Origin of the sequence: Actinomadura chibensis NBRC 106107, from assembly GCF_001552135.1 — a bacterium.
In the GTDB taxonomy this organism is placed as follows: Bacteria; Actinomycetota; Actinomycetes; order Streptosporangiales; family Streptosporangiaceae; genus Spirillospora; species Spirillospora chibensis.
The window spans coordinates 109516-128577 of the sequence record NZ_BCQP01000030.1; the positions used below are offsets into that span (position 1 = coordinate 109516).

Annotated in this window: 19 protein-coding genes; 14 read left to right on the forward strand and 5 right to left on the reverse strand. The window is 71.2% G+C overall.

Translation table 11 applies throughout. The features are described 5' to 3' along the window. The first annotated feature begins 121 nt into the window (after positions 1-121). From ACH01S_RS18475 to ACH01S_RS18495, 5 genes are read left to right on the forward strand one after another with little or no spacing between them, the layout of a single operon-like run. The gene (locus tag ACH01S_RS18475; protein WP_067892805.1) at positions 122-619 is read left to right on the forward strand and encodes a nuclear transport factor 2 family protein; all 498 of its coding nucleotides are present in this window, start codon (positions 122-124) and stop codon (positions 617-619) included. Further along, entirely contained in the window at positions 619-1464 is an 846-nt protein-coding gene (locus tag ACH01S_RS18480; RefSeq protein ID WP_246236391.1) for an ABC transporter ATP-binding protein, read from the forward strand. Before ACH01S_RS18475 ends, ACH01S_RS18480 begins: the two co-directional genes overlap by 1 nt. Positions 1465-1466: 2 nt before the next feature. Continuing rightward, a complete protein-coding gene (locus ACH01S_RS18485) occupies positions 1467-2498 on the forward strand; it encodes an ABC transporter substrate-binding protein (protein WP_067892807.1) in 1032 nt (343 codons plus the stop codon). Further along, positions 2495-3271: an ABC transporter permease gene (locus ACH01S_RS18490; RefSeq protein WP_067892809.1), complete on the forward strand. Its 777-nt coding sequence runs from the start codon at positions 2495-2497 to the stop codon at positions 3269-3271. The genes ACH01S_RS18485 and ACH01S_RS18490 overlap by 4 nt, the downstream gene beginning before the upstream one ends. Further along, the gene (locus tag ACH01S_RS18495; RefSeq protein ID WP_067892811.1) at positions 3268-4026 is read left to right on the forward strand and encodes an ABC transporter permease; all 759 of its coding nucleotides are present in this window, start codon (positions 3268-3270) and stop codon (positions 4024-4026) included. The genes ACH01S_RS18490 and ACH01S_RS18495 overlap by 4 nt, the downstream gene beginning before the upstream one ends. A gap of 61 nt (positions 4027-4087) precedes the next feature. Here ACH01S_RS18495 and paaZ read toward each other — a convergent pair whose 3' ends face one another. Next, positions 4088-6121, reverse strand: coding sequence for a phenylacetic acid degradation bifunctional protein PaaZ (gene paaZ / locus ACH01S_RS18500; RefSeq protein WP_067892813.1), 2034 nt, complete (start codon positions 6119-6121; stop codon positions 4088-4090). A 166-nt stretch (positions 6122-6287) separates the two neighbouring features. Between paaZ and paaA the strand changes: the two genes are divergently transcribed. Genes paaA through paaI form a run of 9 tightly spaced genes read left to right on the forward strand, consistent with a single transcriptional unit; the run spans position 6288 to position 13241 of the window. Then, positions 6288-7253 carry a 1,2-phenylacetyl-CoA epoxidase subunit PaaA gene (gene paaA / locus ACH01S_RS18505; protein ID WP_067892815.1) on the forward strand — a complete coding sequence of 322 codons (966 nt, stop codon included), beginning with the start codon at positions 6288-6290 and terminating at the stop codon, positions 7251-7253. After that, complete coding sequence (gene paaB, locus ACH01S_RS18510) at positions 7250-7546, forward strand: 1,2-phenylacetyl-CoA epoxidase subunit PaaB (RefSeq protein ID WP_067892949.1); 297 nt, start codon at positions 7250-7252, stop codon at positions 7544-7546. The genes paaA and paaB overlap by 4 nt, the downstream gene beginning before the upstream one ends. A 10-nt stretch (positions 7547-7556) precedes the next feature. Continuing rightward, a complete protein-coding gene (gene paaC / locus ACH01S_RS18515) occupies positions 7557-8468 on the forward strand; it encodes a 1,2-phenylacetyl-CoA epoxidase subunit PaaC (protein WP_067892817.1) in 912 nt (303 codons plus the stop codon). Next, positions 8462-8962, forward strand: coding sequence for a 1,2-phenylacetyl-CoA epoxidase subunit PaaD (paaD, locus tag ACH01S_RS18520; protein WP_067892819.1), 501 nt, complete (start codon positions 8462-8464; stop codon positions 8960-8962). The genes paaC and paaD overlap by 7 nt, the downstream gene beginning before the upstream one ends. Then, a complete protein-coding gene (gene paaE, locus ACH01S_RS18525) occupies positions 8962-10047 on the forward strand; it encodes a 1,2-phenylacetyl-CoA epoxidase subunit PaaE (protein ID WP_067892821.1) in 1086 nt (361 codons plus the stop codon). The genes paaD and paaE overlap by 1 nt, the downstream gene beginning before the upstream one ends. 14 nt (positions 10048-10061) lie before the next feature. Next, positions 10062-11240 carry a thiolase family protein gene (locus tag ACH01S_RS18530; RefSeq protein ID WP_067892823.1) on the forward strand — a complete coding sequence of 393 codons (1179 nt, stop codon included), beginning with the start codon at positions 10062-10064 and terminating at the stop codon, positions 11238-11240. Then, on the forward strand, positions 11237-11980 hold the full coding sequence (locus ACH01S_RS18535; RefSeq protein ID WP_067892825.1) for an enoyl-CoA hydratase/isomerase family protein: 744 nt from the start codon (positions 11237-11239) through the stop codon (positions 11978-11980). The genes ACH01S_RS18530 and ACH01S_RS18535 overlap by 4 nt, the downstream gene beginning before the upstream one ends. Next, positions 11977-12819 (forward strand): 3-hydroxyacyl-CoA dehydrogenase family protein, encoded by an 843-nt coding sequence (locus ACH01S_RS43630; RefSeq protein ID WP_067892827.1) that lies wholly within the window; start codon positions 11977-11979, stop codon positions 12817-12819. The genes ACH01S_RS18535 and ACH01S_RS43630 overlap by 4 nt, the downstream gene beginning before the upstream one ends. Then, positions 12813-13241, forward strand: coding sequence for a hydroxyphenylacetyl-CoA thioesterase PaaI (paaI, locus tag ACH01S_RS43635; RefSeq protein ID WP_306303250.1), 429 nt, complete (start codon positions 12813-12815; stop codon positions 13239-13241). The genes ACH01S_RS43630 and paaI overlap by 7 nt, the downstream gene beginning before the upstream one ends. Here the strand turns inward: paaI and ACH01S_RS18550 are convergent. The 4 genes from ACH01S_RS18550 to ACH01S_RS18575 form a co-directional block, all read right to left on the reverse strand. After that, a complete protein-coding gene (locus ACH01S_RS18550; RefSeq protein ID WP_067892829.1) occupies positions 13221-13871 on the reverse strand; it encodes a TetR/AcrR family transcriptional regulator in 651 nt (216 codons plus the stop codon). The two genes, paaI and ACH01S_RS18550, sit on opposite strands and share 21 nt — an antisense overlap. Positions 13872-14273: 402 nt before the next feature. Beyond that, on the reverse strand, positions 14274-15014 hold the full coding sequence (locus ACH01S_RS44460; protein WP_169809298.1) for an SEL1-like repeat protein: 741 nt from the start codon (positions 15012-15014) through the stop codon (positions 14274-14276). Positions 15015-15103: 89 nt separating this feature from the next. Beyond that, complete coding sequence (locus ACH01S_RS44465) at positions 15104-16741, reverse strand: hypothetical protein (RefSeq protein ID WP_169809299.1); 1638 nt, start codon at positions 16739-16741, stop codon at positions 15104-15106. A gap of 1496 nt (positions 16742-18237) precedes the next feature. Continuing rightward, positions 18238-19056: a tetratricopeptide repeat protein gene (locus ACH01S_RS18575; RefSeq protein WP_148344016.1), complete on the reverse strand. Its 819-nt coding sequence runs from the start codon at positions 19054-19056 to the stop codon at positions 18238-18240. Between the last annotated feature and the right edge of the window lie 6 nt (positions 19057-19062).

A 19062-nucleotide genomic window follows, 5' to 3' on the forward strand; every position in this document is an offset into this window, starting at 1 on the left:
ATCCCACAGGGCAAGCACTAGATCGGGACAAAAGTGTCAGACAAGAACTGTTGACAAACATGATTTCGATGACACTCTTGTCCTACAAGAATATCATCGAGTGTGCTTGGAGGGCAGGCCGATGAACGACCGCGACGAGATCCGCGACCAGTTGGCCCGCGTGATCTACGCCATCGACCGCAACCGCCCCGAGGAGCTCGCCGACTGCCTGACCGAGGACTTCACCTACGGGATCACCCAGGAGGACGGTTCGGAGCTGACCTGGATCTACGGCCGGTCGGAGATGCTGGCCCGCTGCTTCGCCGTGGTCGACACCGTGGTCGCCGCGCAGCACGTCTGCGCCAACCTGCTCGCCGACATCGACGGCGACACCGCGACGGCCATGACGAACCACATCGGCTACGTCGTGATGCCGGAGGACGGCGACGGGCCGCGCCGCGTCGTCACGATCGGCGGCCGCTGGTACGGCGACCTGGCACGGACCGCGGACGGCTGGAGGTTCACCCGGCTTGTTTACGACCCGGTCTTCGTCGACCCCTACCGGGATGACCTGCGCTCGTTCCCGCCCCGCGGCGAGCGGATGCGGGCCCCGGAACCGACGACGGCCCGGGCCTCGTGATGGCCTCCTCCGACACCGCCGAGATGCCCGACGCGACGACCTCCGCCCCCTGCGAGGAGCCCGCGGTGTCGGTCGCCGGGCTGCGGCACGACTTCTCGGGTGGCCACCGGGCGCTGGACGGCGTCGACCTCGACGTGCGGCGCGGCGAGTTCCTGTCGATCGTGGGCCCGTCCGGGTGCGGCAAGTCGACGCTGCTGTCGTTCGTCGCCGGGCTGGCGCGGCCGAGCGCCGGAGAGGTCACCGCCCTGGGCGGGACGCCCGAGCGGGCGCGTCCCCGCATCGGGTTCGTGTTCCAGCGCGACGCGCTCCTGCCGTGGCGCACCGCGCTCGACAACGTCGCCCTGCCGCTGCGGCTGCGCGGCGCTCCCCGGCGGGAGGCGCGGGCGACGGCCGCCCAGTGGCTCGAACGGGTCGGCCTGCCGCGCGCGGGCGCCAAGTACCCGCGGCAGCTCTCCGGCGGCATGCGCAAACGCGTCGCGATTGCGGCCACCCTCGCCTACCAGCCCGAACTGCTGTTGATGGACGAGCCGTTCAGCGCCTTGGACGTTCAGACGCGGCTCGCGATGGAGAACGACCTGCTGACCCTGTGGGCCGAACAGCGCTCCACGGTCGTCTTCGTGACGCACGACCTGGAGGAGGCGGTCGGGCTGTCCGACCGGGTGGCGCTGTTGTCGGCGTCGCCCGGCCGGATCGTGGCGACCTACGACGTCCCTATCGAACGTCCTCGCGACCTGCTGGAGCTGCGCTTCGAGCCGTCCTTCAGGGAGACCAGCGAGACCATCTGGCACGACCTGCGCCGCGAGGTCGCCCGTGCCGAGAACGATCCCACCCGAGGAGAGGGCTGACCATGAAACGAACGATCCGCGCGGCCGTGGCCGCGCCCGCGGCTGTCGGTCTCGCCGCGCTCGTAGCCCTCGGCCTCGCCGGATGCGGCTCGGGCGGCGGGGACGACCGGTCAGGCCCCGGCGTCCGCATCGGGCAGTACGCCGGCTTCTCGCTGTTCGACGCCCCTACCTACGCGGCGTTTGGCACGGGACTGATGGACAGGGCCGCCCGCGACGGCGGCTTTCACGCCGAGCGCAAGACCGTCGGCAACGGCACCGACCTCATCGCGGGCATGATGAGCGGTGCCGTCGACTTCGGCGTGCTGCCCGCCGCGACGGTCATGGCCGTCAACGCCAAACGCGGCGCGCCCGTCCTGAAGACGGTGTCGTGCACGTTCGACGGCGCCGCGATCGTGTTCGTCGGCGCCGCCAAGTATGAGAAGACGCGCGGCGACGACATCACCGCCTACGACGGCGGCAACTGGGGCTACTCCAAGGTCGGCTCGCAGTCGGAGATCCTGGGGAAACTCGTCGCCGACAAGGTCGGAATCGGGTGGAAGAACCAGAAGGGCATCGCGCTCGGCCCCGTCACCGCGTACGTTCCCGCGCTGAAGACCGGCAAGGTCGACATCATCATGACCGATGCCACCGGCGCGGCGCTCGCGCTGGAGCAGAAGGCCGGGTACGTGGTCCACAACACCAACGGTTCTGCCGAGCACTTCGCGCAGTCGGCGGCGTGCAACGGCCTGGTGACCACTGCGGCGTTCGCCAAGAAGCACCCGAAGGTCGTCGACGCCGTCGTCAGAACGCAGGGGGAGGCACGGCGCAAGCTGCTGGACACCGGGTCCGGCGCGCTGCTTTCGCTGATGACGCCCGACTTCCGCAAGTCGGCCGCGGACGGCTTCCCGCGCGCCTGGGAGCTGTTCGCGCCCGCTGTCCGCGCCGCCGACACCAACCCGGTGGACGTGCAGGTCAAGGCCGCCGTGGAGTACGCGCGGATCCAGGGGGTGCCGAACCCCGACCCGAAGGCGATCGACGTCGGGGAGGGCCGATGACCGGTCGCGCAGCCCGGTGGCGCGGCCCCGGCGCGCGCGTGTCGGCGCTGCGTGTGGCGGCCGGTGCCGCGCTGGTCGCGTGCTGGCAGGCGGCGTCCTACTCCGATGTGCTGGTGCTGGGCACCGGGCGTCCGTCGGAGCTGGCGGGCGTCGTACGCGGCTGGTTCGACGGCCCGGCGATGGCCGAGGCGGTGGGCTCGACGCTGTGCTCGGCCGCCGCGGGGCTCGCGGTCGGCGTCGTGGGTGCGCTCGCGCTGCTCCTGCTGACCGCCAACCGCTACACGATGCGGCTGTCGATGCCGCTGGTCGCGGCGGCGAACGCCGTGCCGAAGATCGTTCTGGCCCCGCTGTTCATCCTGTGGTTCGGCATCGGACGCCTCACCGCCGTCGCGTTCGTGGCCACGCTGGTCGGCTTCATCGTCTTCTACAACCTCAACGCCGGGGTGCGGAGCATCGACCCGCTGCTGCGCCGCCAGGTCGCCGCCTGGGGCGGGGGACGGCGCTGGATCCTCGGCGAGGTGACCGTCCCGGCTGTCATGGGCTGGCTCATCGCCTCCCTGCGGGTGAGCGCCGCGTTCGCGCTGCTGGCCGCCGTCGTCGTGGAGTACCTCGGCTCGGAGACCGGCATCGGATACCAGATCAGTCAGGCGCAGTCGGCGCAGTCGGCGTCGGCGGTGATGGCGATGTCGATCCTCGTCGGCGTCCTCGGCCTGGGCGTCGACCGCGCGATCCTGTGGCTGGAACGCCGGCTGCTGAGCTGGAGGGCCGCGTGAGGACGCGCGTGACGAACCTGCTCGTGCCGCTCGCCACCGTCGCCCTCCTGGTCGCGGCATGGTGGTGGACGACCTCCAGCGGCCTGCTCGACCCGTTCTACTTCGGCAGCCCGGGCAGGGTCGCCCGCGTCATCGGCACCTGGGCGGACGATGGGACGCTGCTGCGCGACACGACGGCGACGGCCCTGGTGCTGCTCCTCGGCTGCCTGGCCGGGACCGTCACGGGGGTCGTGATCGGCGCGGCCATGGCACTGCGGCCGACGCTGCGCGCCGCCTTCGAGCCGTACTTCGCGTTCTTCAACGCGGTTCCCCGCCTGGTCTTCTATCCGATGTTCGCGATCGTCCTCGGCTTCGGTCTGTCGGCGAAGGTCATCTACGTGGCGTTCGTCGTGGTGTTCCTGGTCGCGGCGAACACGGCGGCCGGGCTCGCCGCGCTCGACGGCGGCCTCGCCGACCACGTCCGGATGCTGGGCGCGGACGGACGGCAGCTCGCGATCCATCTGTACGGCCCCTCGCTGCTGGTCTGGCTGCTCGCGACGAGCCGCACCAGCGTGGGGCTGGCGCTCCAGGGCGTCATCGTCGCCGAACTGATCGGCACGGCCGCCGGACTCGGCCATCTCGCCGCCGAAGGACAGAGCCTCTTCGACATCGACGTCGTCTGGGCGTCGATCGTGGTCATGGTCGTCGTGGCGGTGACGCTGGACGGCCTGCTCGCGTTCGTGGAGCGCAGGACGGAGCACTGGCAGGCCGTCTGAGAACGCGGAAAACGGCGCGGGGCCCGGTGGCGATCCGGGCCCCGCGCCTTTCCATGTGTCCTCAGGCCGCGGTCTTGGCGACGAGGGTCAGCACGTCGTAGGTGGCGACGGGCTCGCCCTCGGCGTTCGCGACGACCGCGTCCCAGCGGACCTCGCCGTAGTCGGCGCTCCGGCGCGGGGTGATCTGCTTGACGGTCAGGGTCACCTCGATCGTGTCGCCCGCCTTGACGGGGGCGAGGAAACGCAGCCGGTCGACGCCGAAGTTCGCCAGGACGGGCCCGGGCGCCGGGTCCACGAACAGCCCGGCCGCGAGCGAGACCACCAGGTAGCCGTGGGCGACGATGCCGCCGAACAGCGGATTGGCGGCCGCGGCCTGCGGGTCGGTGTGGGCGTAGAACGTATCGCCGGTGAAGTCGGCGAAGTGCTCGATGTCGGCCAGCGTCACGGTGCGCTTGGCCGAGCGGATCGTGTCGCCGACACGCAGGTCGGCGAGGCTCTTGCGGAACGGGTGCACGTCGTCGACCGTCCGCGCCGAGCCTGTCGTCCACCGGCCGGTGATCGCGGTGAGCATGTCGGGCGAGCCCTGGATCGCGGTGCGCTGCATGTGGTGCAGCACGCCGCGGACGCCGCCCAGCTCCTCGCCGCCGCCCGCGCGTCCCGGCCCTCCGTGCACCAGCACCGGGAGGGGCGACCCGTGGCCGGTGGACTCGGGTGCGGCGACCCGGTCGAGTACGAGCAGCCGACCGTGCCAGGGCGCGAGACCGAGCGTCACCCGACGGGCCACGTCGGGGTCGTGGGTGACGAGCGAGCCCGCGAGACTGCCCTGACCCCGCGCGGCCAGGGCGACCGCCTCCTCCAGCGAACCGTAGGCGAGCACCGTGCCGACCGGTCCGAACGGTTCGATGTCGTGCGGCTCGGCGGCGCCGGGCCGGGCGCGCAGCAGCAGCGGCCCGAGAAACGCCCCCGAGCCGGCGTCGGCTCCGGCGACCTCGACGGTGTCCGGGGCTCCGAAGACGACGTCCGCCGACGCGCGCAGGGCTTGCACGGCCTTGCGCACTTCCTCGCGCTGGCCGAGACTCGCGAGGGGGCCCATCCGCACGCCCTCCTCGCGCGGGTCCCCGACCGTGATCGCGGCCAGCCGGGCGCCGATCGCTTCGATGACGGCGTCGGCCATGGCGTCCGGGACGATCACACGCCGGATCGCGGTGCACTTCTGCCCTGCCTTCACAGTCATCTCGGTCACGACGCCCTTGACGAAGAGGTCGAACTCGGGGTCGTCGCGGCCGACGTCCGGCCCGAGGACCGAGCAGTTGAGCGAGTCGGCCTCGACCCCGAGCCGCACGCCCCGGTGCAGGACGGCCGGGTGCTGCCGCAGGGCCGTCGCCGTGGCGGCCGAGCCGGTGAACGCGACCGAGTCCTGCGGCCCCAGCTCGTCGAGCAGCCCGCCGGGACCGCCGCACAGGAGCTGCAGCGCCCCCTCCGGCAGGAGTCCCGACCCGATGATGTGCCGGACGGCCCGCTCGGTGAGGTAGGCGGTCTGGCTCGCGGGCTTGACGATCGACGGCAGCCCGGCGAGGAAGGCGGGCGCGAGCTTCTCCAACATCCCCCACACGGGGAAGTTGAAGGCGTTGATCTGCACGGCGACGCCCAGCCGGGAGGTGTAGACGTGCTGACCGGCGAACACCCCGGACCGGCCCAGCCGTTCGGTGTCGCCGTCCAGGACCACCGTGTCGTTCGGCAGTTCGCGCGTCCCCCGGCTGGCATAGCTGAACAGCGTGCCGATGCCGCCGTCGATGTCGACCTGGGAGTCGCGCAGTGTCGCGCCGGTGCACGCGGACACGGCGTAAAGCTCGTCCTTCACACCCGAGAGGTGCTTGGCGAGAGCCTTCAGGATCGCGGCCCGCTCATGGAACGTCAGGCGGCGGACCGCGGGCCCGCCCACGTCGCGGGCGTGGCCGACCATCGCGGCGAGATCGAGACCAGTGGCGGAGATCCTGGCGACTTCCGCACCGGTCGCGGCGTCCAGGAGGGGGCGCCCCCCGTCGGATGCCTGGAACCACTGTCCGCTCGCGTAGCTCTCCAGAAGTGCGCTCATCCGGCCGGTGTCCTTCCGCTGATGGGTCATGGCCAGGTCACAGTATTACAAACCGATCGGTCAGTAAATGTCCGCACCCGTCTTGCGTGACGTCGGGTCCGCATGTCACCCTCTTTACAAACCGATCGGTCAGTAAATCGGTCGGCCTGTCTTCCGTGGAGGGACCATGACGATCCAGGACGTTGACGAGGATGAGCTGCGGGCGCGCTTCGACGCGACGATCGAGAACCACGACCGCGTCGAGGCGCGCGACTGGATGCCGCAGGGCTACCGCGCGACCCTGGTGCGCCAGATCGCCCAGCACGCCCACTCGGAGATCATCGGTATGCAGCCCGAGGGCAACTGGCTCACCCGCGCCCCGTCGCTGCGCCGCAAGGCGATCCTGCTCGCCAAGGTCCAGGACGAGGCCGGGCACGGCCTCTACCTCTACTCCGCGTGCGAGACGCTCGGCGTCACCCGCGACGAGTTGACCGCGCGGCTTCTCGCCGGCGCCCAGAAGTACTCATCGATCTTCAACTACCCGACGCTGACCTACGCCGACGTGGGGGCCATCGGCTGGCTCGTCGACGGCGCCGCGATCTGCAACCAGGTCCCACTGTGCCGGACGTCCTACGGACCGTACGGCCGGGCGATGATCCGCATCTGCAAGGAGGAGTCGTTCCATCAGCGCCAGGGTTATGAGCTGCTTGCCGCGATGATGCGCGGAACCGACGAGCAGCGGGCCATGGTGCAGGAGTCGGTCGACCGGTTCTGGTGGCCGGCCCTGATGATGTTCGGTCCTCCGGACGACGACTCCCCGAACACGGCCCAGTCGATGGCGTGGGGCATCAAGCGTCACACCAACGACGAGCTGCGCCAGCGCATGGTCGACATGACCGTCCCCCAGGCCGAGGCTCTCGGCGTGACGCTGCCCGACCCGGAGCTGAGGTGGAACGAGGAGCGCGGGTCCTACGACTTCGGCAGCCCTGACTGGGACGAGTTCTGGGCCGTGTTGAAGGGCGACGGTCCGTGCAACGCCCAGCGCCTCGCCCATCGCCGCAGGGCGTGGGAGGACGGCGCCTGGGTGCGCGAGGCCGCCATGGCGTTCGCGGCCGCCCAGTCCGAGGAGGCCCAGTACGAGGAGGCGTGGTGACCCGGCGGGTCGAACCCGAATGGCCGCTGTATGAGGTGTTCGTGCGCGGCAAACGCGGACTGAACCACGTGCATGTGGGGTCGCTGCACGCCGTCGACCACCAGATGGCCGTGCGGCACGCCCGCGACGTCTACACCCGGCGCAACGAGGGCGTGAGCATCTGGGTGGTGCGCTCGGACGCGGTCGTCGCGTCGAGCCCCGACGAAAAGGACCCGCTGTTCGCGCCGAGCGGCGACAAAGTCTACCGCCACCCCACCTTTTATGACATCCCCGACAACGTCCCCCACATGTGAGGCGGCCGCGATGACCGACCATGCGAATGCCTACGCGGGCCTCCAAGGCGACGACTCCCAGTGGGCCTTCGGCACCGACTTCGAGGACCCGCTCGCGGGCGTCGACACCACGCTGCCCAGCGGCGTCAACCGGTCCGACCTGGCGGCGTACTGCCTGATGCTCGCCGACGACGCCCTGGTGATGTCGCACCGGCTCGCGCAGTGGTGCAGCAACGCGCCCGACCTCGAAGACGACATCGCTCTGGCCAACATCGCGCTCGACCTGCTCGGGCAGGCCCGGCTGCTGCTGGCGCGCGGGGCGGCGGCGGACCCGGGCGTCGTCCCGGCGCTTCCGGTCGGCTCGCCGGTCCCGCCGGAGGACGCCCTCGCGTTCTTCCGCGGCGCCACCGAATACCGCTGTGTGCGGCTGGTCGAGGCCGAGAACGGCGACTTCGGCCGGACGATCGCCCGGTTGGCGCTGTTCGCCGCCTGGCGGTTGGAGATCGTCCGGCGGCTCGCCTCCAGCCGGGACCCGGTGCTCGCCGCGGTCGCGGCCAAGGGCATAAAGGAGCTGGCGTACCACCGCGACTACGCCGGGCGCTGGTTCCTGATCCTCGCCCGTGGCACTGCGGAATCGCGTCGCCGGGTCGTCGCTGGCCTGGCGGCGGTCTGGCCGCTGCACGCGGAACTCTTCACGGCCCATCCGGTCGAACGACGGCTCGCCCGCGCGGGCGTGGGCGTCGACCCCGGCGCGGTGGCCGGAGAGGTTGGTGCCCTGCTCGATCAGATGTTCTCGGCGAGCGGGGTGGAACGCCCCGACGCGCGCCCGCTCGCCGGACCGAGCGGCCGGACCGGGCGCGACGGCCTCCACACCGAGGCCTTGAGCCGCATGCTCGCCGAGATGCAGGTGGTGGCCAGGGAGCACCCGAGGGGGTCGTGGTGAGCACGCAGACGTGCGCCCGGCGGGTCGCGGCCTCGGTCGCCGATCCGGAGCTGCCGATGCTCACGCTCCACGACCTCGGCGTCCTGCGCGACGTGGAGGTGGCGGACGGGCGCGTGACCGTCACGATCACTCCGACCTACTCGGGCTGCCCGGCGATGGCCACCATGCGCGATGACCTCGTCCACCGCCTCACCGACGCCGGTTTCACGGACGTCGAGGTCCGCGTCAGGCTGCATCCGGCCTGGTCGAGCGACTGGATCACCGACCGGGGCCGGGCCGCCCTGGCCGACCACGGTCTGTCGCCCCCCGGCCCGGCCCCCGAACGGAGCGGGCCGGTTCCCCTGACGCTGCTGCCGCGGCGCCGCGCGCTCACCTGCCCCCGGTGCGGCTCGTCCGGCACCGAGCTGACCTCGGAGTTCGGGTCCACCGCCTGCAAGGCCCTGTACCGGTGCGCGGCGTGCCTGGAGCCGTTCGAGCACGTGAAGGAGATCTGATGACGACGGTCGACCACACCGTGGCCCCCGTCCGCGCGGCCTTCCACCGGCTGGCGGTCGCGGACGTCGAACGGCTCACCGACGACTCGGCGGCCATCACCTTCGATGTTCCGTCCGACCTGCGCGGCGCGTTCGACTTCACGGCCGGTCAGTCGCTCACCCTGCGCCGGACGGTCGACGGAGCGGAGCACCGCCGCTCGTACTCGATCTGCGCGCCCGCCGGGGCGCCGCCGCGGATCGGCGTCCGCGAGATCCCGGGCGGGCTGTTCTCCCCGTGGCTCGTCCACGAGGTGCGGCCCGGAGACATCATCGAGGCGCAGCGCCCGTCCGGCGGGTTCCGCGCCGACCCGGGCTCTGGCGGCCGCCACCTGTGCGTGGCCGCCGGCTCGGGGATCACGCCGATGCTGTCGATCGCCTCCACCGTGCTGGCCGATCCCGGCGCGGAGGTGACGCTGCTCTACGGCAACCGGACCAGCGGCACCGTCATGTTCGCCGAGGAACTCGCCGACCTCAAGGACCGCTATGGCCCCCGGTTCCAGCTCGTGCACGTCCTGTCGCGCGAGCCGCGTGGCGTGGCGCTGTTCTCCGGACGTCTGGACGCCGACCGGCTGCGCCGCCTCATCGCCGCCTTCGTGCCCGTCGCCGCTCTGGACCACGTCTGGCTGTGCGGACCGTTCGGCATGATCGCGGGCACCCGGGAGGTTCTCGCGGACGCCGGGGTCGACGCCTCCCGCGTCCACGTCGAGCTGTTCCACGTCGACGAGCCGCCCCCTGAGGTCCGGCGCGCCGACGACACCGTGAGCGGGGAGATGAGCGACGTCACCATCGTGCTCGACGGCCGTGCCGCGACCTCCGCCCTGCCCCGCGACCGCACCCTGCTTGACGGCGCCGCCGCTACCCGCAACGACCTGCCGTTCGCGTGCAAGGGCGGCGTGTGCGGCACCTGCCGGGCGAAGGTGCGCCTTGGCGAGGTCGACATGCGCCGCAACTACGCCCTCGAACCGGACGAGGTCGACGCCGGTTTCGTCCTCACCTGCCAGTCCTTCGCCCTCAGCGACGCCGTGACCGTCGACTTCGACGCCTGACCCCGGAGAGATCCATGATGGAAGCCTTCATCGTCGATGGCGCCCGCACGCCCATCGGCCGCTACGGCGGCGCGCTCGCCCAAGCGCGCCCCGATGATCTCGCGGCACTCGTGGTCGGCGAGGCCGTCCGGCGCGCCCGCGTCGACCTCGCCGAGGTGGACGAGGTCGTGCTGGGCGCCGCCAACCAGGCGGGGGAGGACAACCGCAACGTCGCCCGGATGGCCGCGCTGCTCGCCGGGTTCCCGGACAGCGTCCCGGGCTTCACCGTCAACCGGCTGTGCGCCTCCGGCCTGACCGCCGTCGCCACGGCCCGGCAGATGATCGCGGCCGGTGACGCGGACGTGGTCGTCGCGGGCGGCGTGGAGTCGATGACCCGGGCGCCGTGGGTGCAGGAGAAGCCCTCCAGGGCGTTCGCCAAGCCCGGCCCCGCGTTCGACACCTCGATCGGCTGGCGCTTCACCAACCCCCGCCACGGCGCTGACACCACGCTCTCCATGCCGCAGACCGCCGAGCGCGTCGCCGAGCAGTGGGGACTGACCCGCGAGGAACTGGACGCGTTCGCGGTGCGCTCGCACGAGCGCGCCCTCGACGCGATCAAGGACGGCCGGTTCGCGGACGAGATCGTCCCGGTCCCCGTCCGGGACGATCTGGTCGACACCGACGAGGGACCCCGTCCCGGCACGACGCTGGAGGTGTTGGCAAGATTGCGTCCCGTCAACGGTCCTGGCGGCCTCGTGACCGCGGGCAACGCCAGCTCCCTCAACGACGGCGCCGCCGCGGTCGTGGTGGTGAGCGAGAGGTACGCCGAACGACGAGGGCTCCAACCCCGCGCCCGCGTCGTCGCGGCGGCGAACGCGGGCGTCCCGCCCCAGATCATGGGAATCGGCCCGGTGCCCGCCACGCGCAAGGTCCTCGAACGCGGGGGGTGGACCCTGAACGACGTCGAAGCGGTCGAACTCAACGAGGCGTTCGCCTCCCAGTCCATCGCCTGCGTGCGCGACCTCGGGCTCGACCTCGACATCGTCAACGCCGACGGCGGCGCCATCGCCTTGGGCCACCCGCTCGGCTGCTCTGGCACCCGCCTGGTCGTGACGCTCCTCGGCCGCCTCGAACGCGCGGGCGCCCGGCGCGGCCTGGCCACCATGTGCGTGGGCGTCGGCCAGGGCGCCGCGCTTCTCCTGGAGCGGCCGTGACGGCGGTCCGGGTCGAGCAGTTCGACGACCGGGTCTTGCTCCGCCTCGACCGCCCCCACGTCCGCAACGCCATCGACCAGCGGATGGTCGACGAACTGCACACCGCCTGCGCCCTCCTCGAAAGCGACCCCCGCATCGCGCTGATCATAGGGAAGGGCGGCACCTTCGCCGCAGGAGCCGACATTGCCCAATTGCGGGAGCGCCGCCGCGACGACGCCCTGCGCGGGGTCAACTCCGGGATCTTCGACCGGATCCACCGCCTGCCGATGCCCACGATCGCCCTGATCGACGGCCACGCGCTGGGCGGCGGCGCCGAACTCGCCTACGCCTGCGACTTCCGCATCGGCACTCCCACGGCGCGCATCGGCAACCCCGAACCGGGTCTCGGCATCCTCGCCGCCGCAGGCGCCTGCTGGCGCCTGGCGGAACTCGTCGGTGAACCCGTCGCGAAGGAGATCCTGCTCGCGGGCCGCGTCCTCGACGCCGACGAGGCCCTCGCGCTGCACCTTCTCAACGAACGGGTGCCCGCCGACGAACTGGAGGCGGCCGGACACCGCTGGGCGGACCGCATCCTCGCCCAGGCCCCACTGGCGGTTCGCCTGACCAAGAAACTGTTCCACGCCCCCCGCGCCGCCCACCCACTCATCGACGACATCGCGCAGGCCGTCCTGTTCGAGACAGAGGACAAACACCACCGCATGACCGCGTTCCTCGAACGCAAGAAGAAGGGCAGCTCATGAGGGTTCCGCATCGCGTCGGCGTATTCGGCGGCGGGCGCATGGGGGCGGGTATCGCTCACCTGTTCGTCACGGCCGGATCCGCCGTGACCGTCGTCGAGTCGCACGATGCCGCGTCGTGCGCGGCCCGCGACCGCGTCGCGACCAGCTTGACCCGCGCCGCGGAACGCGACCTGCTCGACGAGGACCCGGCGTCCGTTCTCGCCCGCCTTACAACGACGACGGACCCCGCCGCCCTCGCCGGGTCCGAACTCGTCGTGGAGGCGGTCCCCGAGGACGCCGGCCTGAAATGCAGCGTGCTCGCCACTGCGGCCTCCCACGCTCCGCGGGCCGCATTGGCGACCAACACCAGCTCGCTGTCGATCGATCGTCTCGCCCTCGACCTGCCCGACCCGACGCGGCTGATCGGCCTGCACTTCTTCAACCCGGTGCCCGCCAGCGACCTCATCGAGGTGGTGGTCGGTGCCGCGACCTCGCCCGCGCTCGTCACCGACGCGCGGGCCTGGGCCGCGGCACTCGGCAAGACCGCGATCACCGTGACCGACTCGCCGGGCTTTGCCAGCAGCCGCCTCGGCGTGGCGCTCGCCCTGGAGGCGATGCGCATGCTCGACGAGGGCGTCGCGTCGGCCGAGGACATCGACACGGCCATGACCCTCGGCTACCGGCACCCGGTCGGACCGCTGCGCACGACCGACCTCGTCGGACTCGACGTGCGCCTCGCCATCGCCGAGCACCTCGAACGAGAACTGGGACCGCGCTTCGCGCCCCCGACCGTTCTGCGCGACAAGGTCGCGGCGGGTCATCTCGGCCGCAAGAGCGGCAAGGGCTTCTACACGTGGTGACGCCTGAGGAGATCGCGCGGCGCAGCGCCGAACGGATGTGGTCCGGCGACGCCGCGAGCCGTTCCCTCGGCATGGAGCTCGTGCGCGTCGGGCCGGGGACGGCGACAGTCGCCATGGTCGTCCGGGCAGACATGATCAACGGCTGGGACATCTGCCACGGCGGGTTCGTCACGAGCCTCGCCGACTCGGCCTTCGCCCTCGCCTGCAACTCCTACGGCGAGGTGACGGTGGCCGCGAGCCTCGACATCACGTTCCTGGAGCCCGCCCGCCTGGACGACGCCCTCCTCGCCGACGCGTCGGAGCGAGCACGCCGAGGCCGCAGCGGCGTCTACGACGTGACCGTCACCCGGGTCTCCGCCGGGACGCCCGTGGTCATCGCGGAACTGCGCGGTAGAAGCCGATCACTCCGCCGCCCCATCTGAGCCAGGTGCCGCACGGACGACGATCCCAGCGAACGCCGTCTCGGTGACGGCGTCGGCGAGGGTCTCGGCGTCCAGCGTGCCGTCCGGCCGGTACCACTCGACCAACGAGTTCACCATGCCGAACAAGAGACGACTGATGAGCTCGGGGGCGATGTCGTCCCGCACCACGCCCTCGGCGGCGGCCTCGGCCACCAGCCGGGCGAAGACCTCGTCGATGCGGCGCCGCCGTCGCAGGGCGTCGAGTTCGAGTTCGCTGTTGCCCCGGACCCGCAGCAGAAGGGTGACCGCGGGCAGATGCGCCACGAGGATCAGGACGCTCTCCCGCACCGTGGCGCGTAGCCGCGAGTAGGCGTCGCCGCCGGCCTCGGCGGCGCCCGCCCGCTCGACCGCACCGGTCAGCCCGTCCAGCGCCTCGTCGAGCGCGGCGGCGAGCAGATGCTCCTTGCTCGGCACATGATGGTAGATCGCCGACTTCGTCAGACCCAGCTCGCGGGCCAGGTCCCCCATGCTGGTGCCCTCATAGCCCTGCCGGTTGAACAGACCGATCGCCGCGCGGAGCACCGCTTCCTGATCATGGCCCGGACGCCCACGGCGCGGGCGTGAAGCTCTCGTCTCCGCCACCTCAGCCATGGACCCAGCGTTCCATACCCGAGACGTCGTCCTTCCAAAGCCCGGCGCCATCAGAATGCGGGCCCTCGCGGACCGCCGACTCAGGCCCGACGCGTCCCCAGAGTCTGCGCGCGCGGCGCCCGGCGCTGGGTGTCAGGGGCCAGGATACGGCGACGAGGTCACTCGTCCGGGGCCTTTGGGTGGCGCGGTTGCCGTGGGTCTCACCGCCGCCCGACCTGACTACTCAGTCTTGTTTGCCACCTCTGACCGTCCCGGCCAGTCGGCCGCTCCGTACGGAAAGGACACGCGGCCGAAAGCATGATTAGAGGCACGAACGGTGCGGGAGGAAGCGGTGGATGGAGCGCCCTGGCCAGGTGCGCTTCCAGTTGGTCGTGGTGTCTGAACCCGACTCTGAACGGGTCGCTAGGTCCAGGGTTGCTCGATGTCTCCGGCGGCGGTCAGGCCGAAGCGGCGGAGTTGTTGGGCGCCCTCGATGTCATCGACTCTCTCCCACAATTGGATCAGGTAGGGCACTGCATGGAAATTTCCGGCGTTGACGGCTTGGAGCGCGAGTTCTGCGGCGTCCCGACGTACGTGGTCCCGGGCGTTGTGTCGTTGCTGGTACTGGGTGTCGTGTCGTAGTTGATCCCAGGCCATCTCCTCCCGCAGTTTGGCCAGGTACAGCAGCGTGCCGGAACGTCCGGCGTCGGCGGCTTGGAGTGCGAGTCGTTCGGCAGCGTGCTGATGCCCGGCCAGCTCCCGCATTTCGACCAGGCTTGTCAGCGCGTGAGGGTGCCCGGCTTGGGCGGCTTGGAACGCGAGTTGTTCGGTGCCTTGCAGGTCCCACGCTGCTTCCTGCAGTCGGGCCAGTTGGACTAGCGCGTCGAGGTTGCCGACGTCGGCGGCCTGTTGGTAGAGGCGTATGGCGCGTTCCTGGTTCCCGGTCTGCTCCCGCAGCCGGGCCAGGTGTATCAGTGCATCGGAGCGCCCGGCGTCGGCGGCTTGCCGGTAGAGCCGTTCGGCGTCTTGGAGGTCTCCGTTCGCCTCTCGTAATTGGGCCAGGAGTGTCAGTGCGTCGGGGCACCCGGCGTCGGCGGCTTGAAGCGCGAGCCGTTCGGCGCCTTGCCGGTTCCCGATGGCCTCCCGCCATCTGACCAGGAACAAAAGTGTGATGAGGGGCTCGGCGTCGGTGAGGAGTGGGACGACAAGTCGTTCGGCGCCCCGCTGGTCGCCGGCATCCTCCCGCAGCAGGGCTAGATGATCCGGCGATCTGGGGGTCGCGGCGTCGGTGTCTCGCAGGTACCCGGCCTCCCCCCGTAGGTGGGCCAGGTACGGCAGCGCGTCGGGATTTCCGGCATCGGCGGCTTGGAGTGCGAGTCGTTCGGCGTCCTGTAAGTACCCGGCTCTCCGCCGCAGCCCGGCCAACTCCAACAGGGCTTTGGGATCTCCAGCGTCGGCGGCTTCTTGGTAAAGCACTTCGGAGTACAGCGGCTCCCCAGGCTCGCGCGGCATCCAATCCATGTGCTGCAGCACGTCGGGATCTCCGGTGGCGGCGGCCTGCCGGAAGAGCCGTCTGGAGCCCTCTCGGTCCCCGGCCATCTTCCGAAGCCTGCCCAAGCCCAGCAATGCGAAGGGGCCCCGGCGTCTGCGGCCTGCCGGTAGAGATGCGCGGCGTGGCGGTAGCGGCCTCTCTCCTCTGCCCGCCCGGCGAGGGCGGTGAGGTCGTCGAGGGTGTGGGCGTGGCGGGCGGCCGCCTCCCAAAAGGATGCCGGGGGGAAGATGCGGGCGCGTTCGGTGCGGGCGTGCTGCTCGAGGTAGTCGGCGAGCCGGTACAGCGGGTGGGCTGGTTGCGGCTCACCGGGGCGAGCCCGGTGTTCGATCAGCGGGCCGGGCAGCCGCCGGTGCAGCTTGGTGAGCTCGTCAAAGGCAGCGATGTCCCAATCGGTGCCGCCGACCTGGCTCCACTCGTGGTCGTCGAGGTAGCCGGGCGCGGCGTCGCGCAGCAGCGGTTCGGGCAGGTAAAGGCTGTGGCCGAGGCGGCGGGCATCCATCGCGGCCCATAGCACCGCGCGGGCCGCGGGGGTGGCCTGTTGGTAGCGGCGCAGCAGTTCGGGGGCGCCGGCGAGTTCCTGGGTGATCCGTCCGCCGCGCGCTTGCTCGGCTGCGGCGCGCAGCCGCGGGTCGGTGGTGATGGTGGTGGCCAGGCTGGTGAGCTGGGTGTTGGTGAACCCTGGTGGTGCGGTGATGTAGTCGGCCTGGTCGAGTAGCGTCCGCGCGGCGTGGTGCGGATCGGGTGCTGAAGGGTTCTTGGGAACGGCGGTCAGGGCAGCACGGAATCCGGGCCACATCGATCCCAGGACCAGCACCGGCCCGCGCGTCGGGTCGGCCAGCAGGGCCTGCAGTTCGGCCGCGACCGGTTCTCCGTCGGTGGGTTGGAGGTAGAACTGGGCCTCATTCAGCCAGATCACGGTCCGCGGGGCGATCCGCCCGGCGCGGACCGCTTCGGCCAGTGCGAGCGGCCGTTCGGGGGTGAGCGGGTGCCAGACCCGCCAGTGCGGTAGTACGGCGCGGATCGCCTCCCAGCACGCCCGCGTCTTGCCGGTCGAAGAGTCCCCGACCACCGTTACCGTGCGGCTGCCGAGTGTCGCGGCCGCGACGGCGGCGCGCAACCGGTCGTCGAATCCGGGGCGGTGCAGGTACACCGGCAGCACCGGTGCTCGTCCGGACGTGCCCGCCTCGAACGCCTGGTGAACCTCCAGCGCCAGCGCGTCCTGCTCGCCCAGCTCACCGATCACCCGACCCAGCGGCCCTGCGGAGGGCGTCTCGCTCTGCTCACCGAGGTTGATGATGAGGTCCCGGCCTGCGGTGTAGGCATCGCGGGCGGCGGTCACATGCTGGTGGACCCCAGCCTCAGCCTCGGCCCCGGACTCGGGTGGCTCACCAGTTCCCACATCCTGCACGTTACGGACGTCCCCCGCGCGGCACTGCTTCACCGCCCGCAGAGTCGGCCACTCGGCCAAGTCCGGCCACGGGGTGGACGCGTGTTCGTCGTTTTCCTCTGCTGCGCGGATCGCGTCGGCGTAGGTGCCGTCTCTCGGGACGTCCTCGGGACGATCGAGAGGCCATAAGACGTCCCCGCTGGACGCCTTAGGGCGTCCTAGCGTCCGGTGTGCTGGACGTCCTTGCGCTGCTATCTCCCTGAGCACGGTGCAGAAGTCGGCGGAGAGTTCTGCCGGTACCCTGACCTAGCATCGGGGTCGTGGGTGTGGGTAACGCCTGCGCTCCCGTGGCGGTGCTGTGGGAGCCGACCGCCTACCTGGCTGGTAGGGGCCGGTCCCAGCTCAACTCCGTCGGGTTTTAAGGGCCTTCAGGGCGGCTTCCCTGGGGGCCCTTCCGGCATCCGGGGGCCTAACGGCCACGGAACACCAAGACAGCCTGGAGGACCAGCCCCGCCGCCCCGATGATCGTGGAGGGCGAAGGCGGCCACCAGCGTCGCCACGCCGCAACGGTGCGCTCCTGCTCCGAGCTGTCGTCCCCGTCGGATTCCTCTCGCGGGCGTTCAGCCACGAGATCCTCCTCCGTGCGGGCTGGTTGGCGCTCGCCTCTGCGGCGGGACGTCGACCGGGCCCGCCTCCGATCGACCCGCGCGGGTAACCGACCGAAGAAGGCGCCTTGTACGAAGCACTTGCGCCTCTCAAGGGTAGAGGTCGTCACGGACGGCCCCCCGGTGGACTCCGCCGGTCCGGTCAGCCGGGGGGGGGTGGCGTGCTCGGCTCGAAACTGCAGGTCGATACGTCATCGGAGCCCTGCGCGTTGTGCGCTGCGCGGATCTGGGTTGCCCTCGAACTCGCTGAAGATCTGCCCGTTACACGTGCCGACGATGTCGGCGAGCACGGTCGTCACGCCGTGGGCCAGCGCAGTGCGCCGATGAGGTCGCGCAACTTGTGTCGGCTTGTCGCCGAACCCGCCCGCCGCGAACTCGCTCCAGGTCCCACAGGGTGAGGCCGTGCTTGAGGATGTCCAGCCCGGGGGACGGCGCTGCCTGTACTCCAGTGGGTCGGTGGGAGCGATCAGGTAACCACGCCCGCGGTGGCGGGATAAACCTTGACGATCGTGTAAGCGATCAGGCAGGCGAAGGAAACCTTGCCGCCCCGGCCACGCTTCAGATGGTTGTCGATCACGATGCGAGTTGTCGATCAGCGGCTGGCCGAGACAGTTCGCGACGGACGAGCGGTTCCAGACCCCGTCCGCCACCCGGACATCCGTCCGCCCCAACCCGTACATCGCCAATCGCTGCTGTTCCGACGGAAACCCGACGTTCACCTAGGACGTCGAAGCCCACCGGGCGCAGAGCGTCCCCGGACAGGCCTTGGCCCACGGGCTATGTTCATGTCCAGGGTTCCTCGACGTCCCCGGCGGCGGTCAGGCCAAAGCGTCGAAGCCGCTCGGCACCGTGGCGGTCGCCGGCCTGCTCTCGCAGCCGGGCCAGGCCCTCCAGCGCGCGGGTGTCCCCGGCGTCGGCGGCGTGCAGGTAAAGCTGCTCGGCACGCCGATGGTCACCCGCCTGCATCCGCAGCTCCGCCAAATACATCAACGGGTTAGCGCTTGCGGGGGTCGCCTGTCGTGCGAGCCGCTGGGCGCTTTGGTGGTCACTGCCCTCCTCCCGTAGGCGGGCCAGGTCCAGTAACGCGTCGGCGTGCCCGGCGTCGGTGGCCTGTTGGTAGAGCTGTGCGGCGCTTTCGTGGTCACCGGCCCCGTTTCGGCGCTCGGCCAGTAAGAACAGCGCGTAAGCGTCCCCGGCGGCGCTGGCCCGCTGGTAGCAGTGCACGGCGTGGCGGTAGCGGCCTCTGATCTCTGCCTGCTGTCCGAGGGCGGTGAGCTCGTCGGGAGTGTGGGCGTGACGGACGGCTGCGTCCCAGAAGGAGGCCGGGGGACAGACGAGGGTGCGTTCGGTGCGGGCGTGTTGTTCGAGGTAGTCGGCCAGCCGGTACAGCGGGTGGGCACCGGGAGGGGGCCGGTGTCGGACCAGGGGGCCGGGCAGCCGCCGGTGGGGCACCGTGAGCTCGTCCAGCGCGTCGGGGAACCAGGCGGTGCCGCCGATGCGGGCCCGTTCGTTGTTGTCGAGGTAGCCGGGTGCGGCGTCGCGCAGCAGCGGTTCGGGCAGAACAGGCTGTGGCCCAGGCGGCGGGCGTCCATCGCGGCCCACAGCACC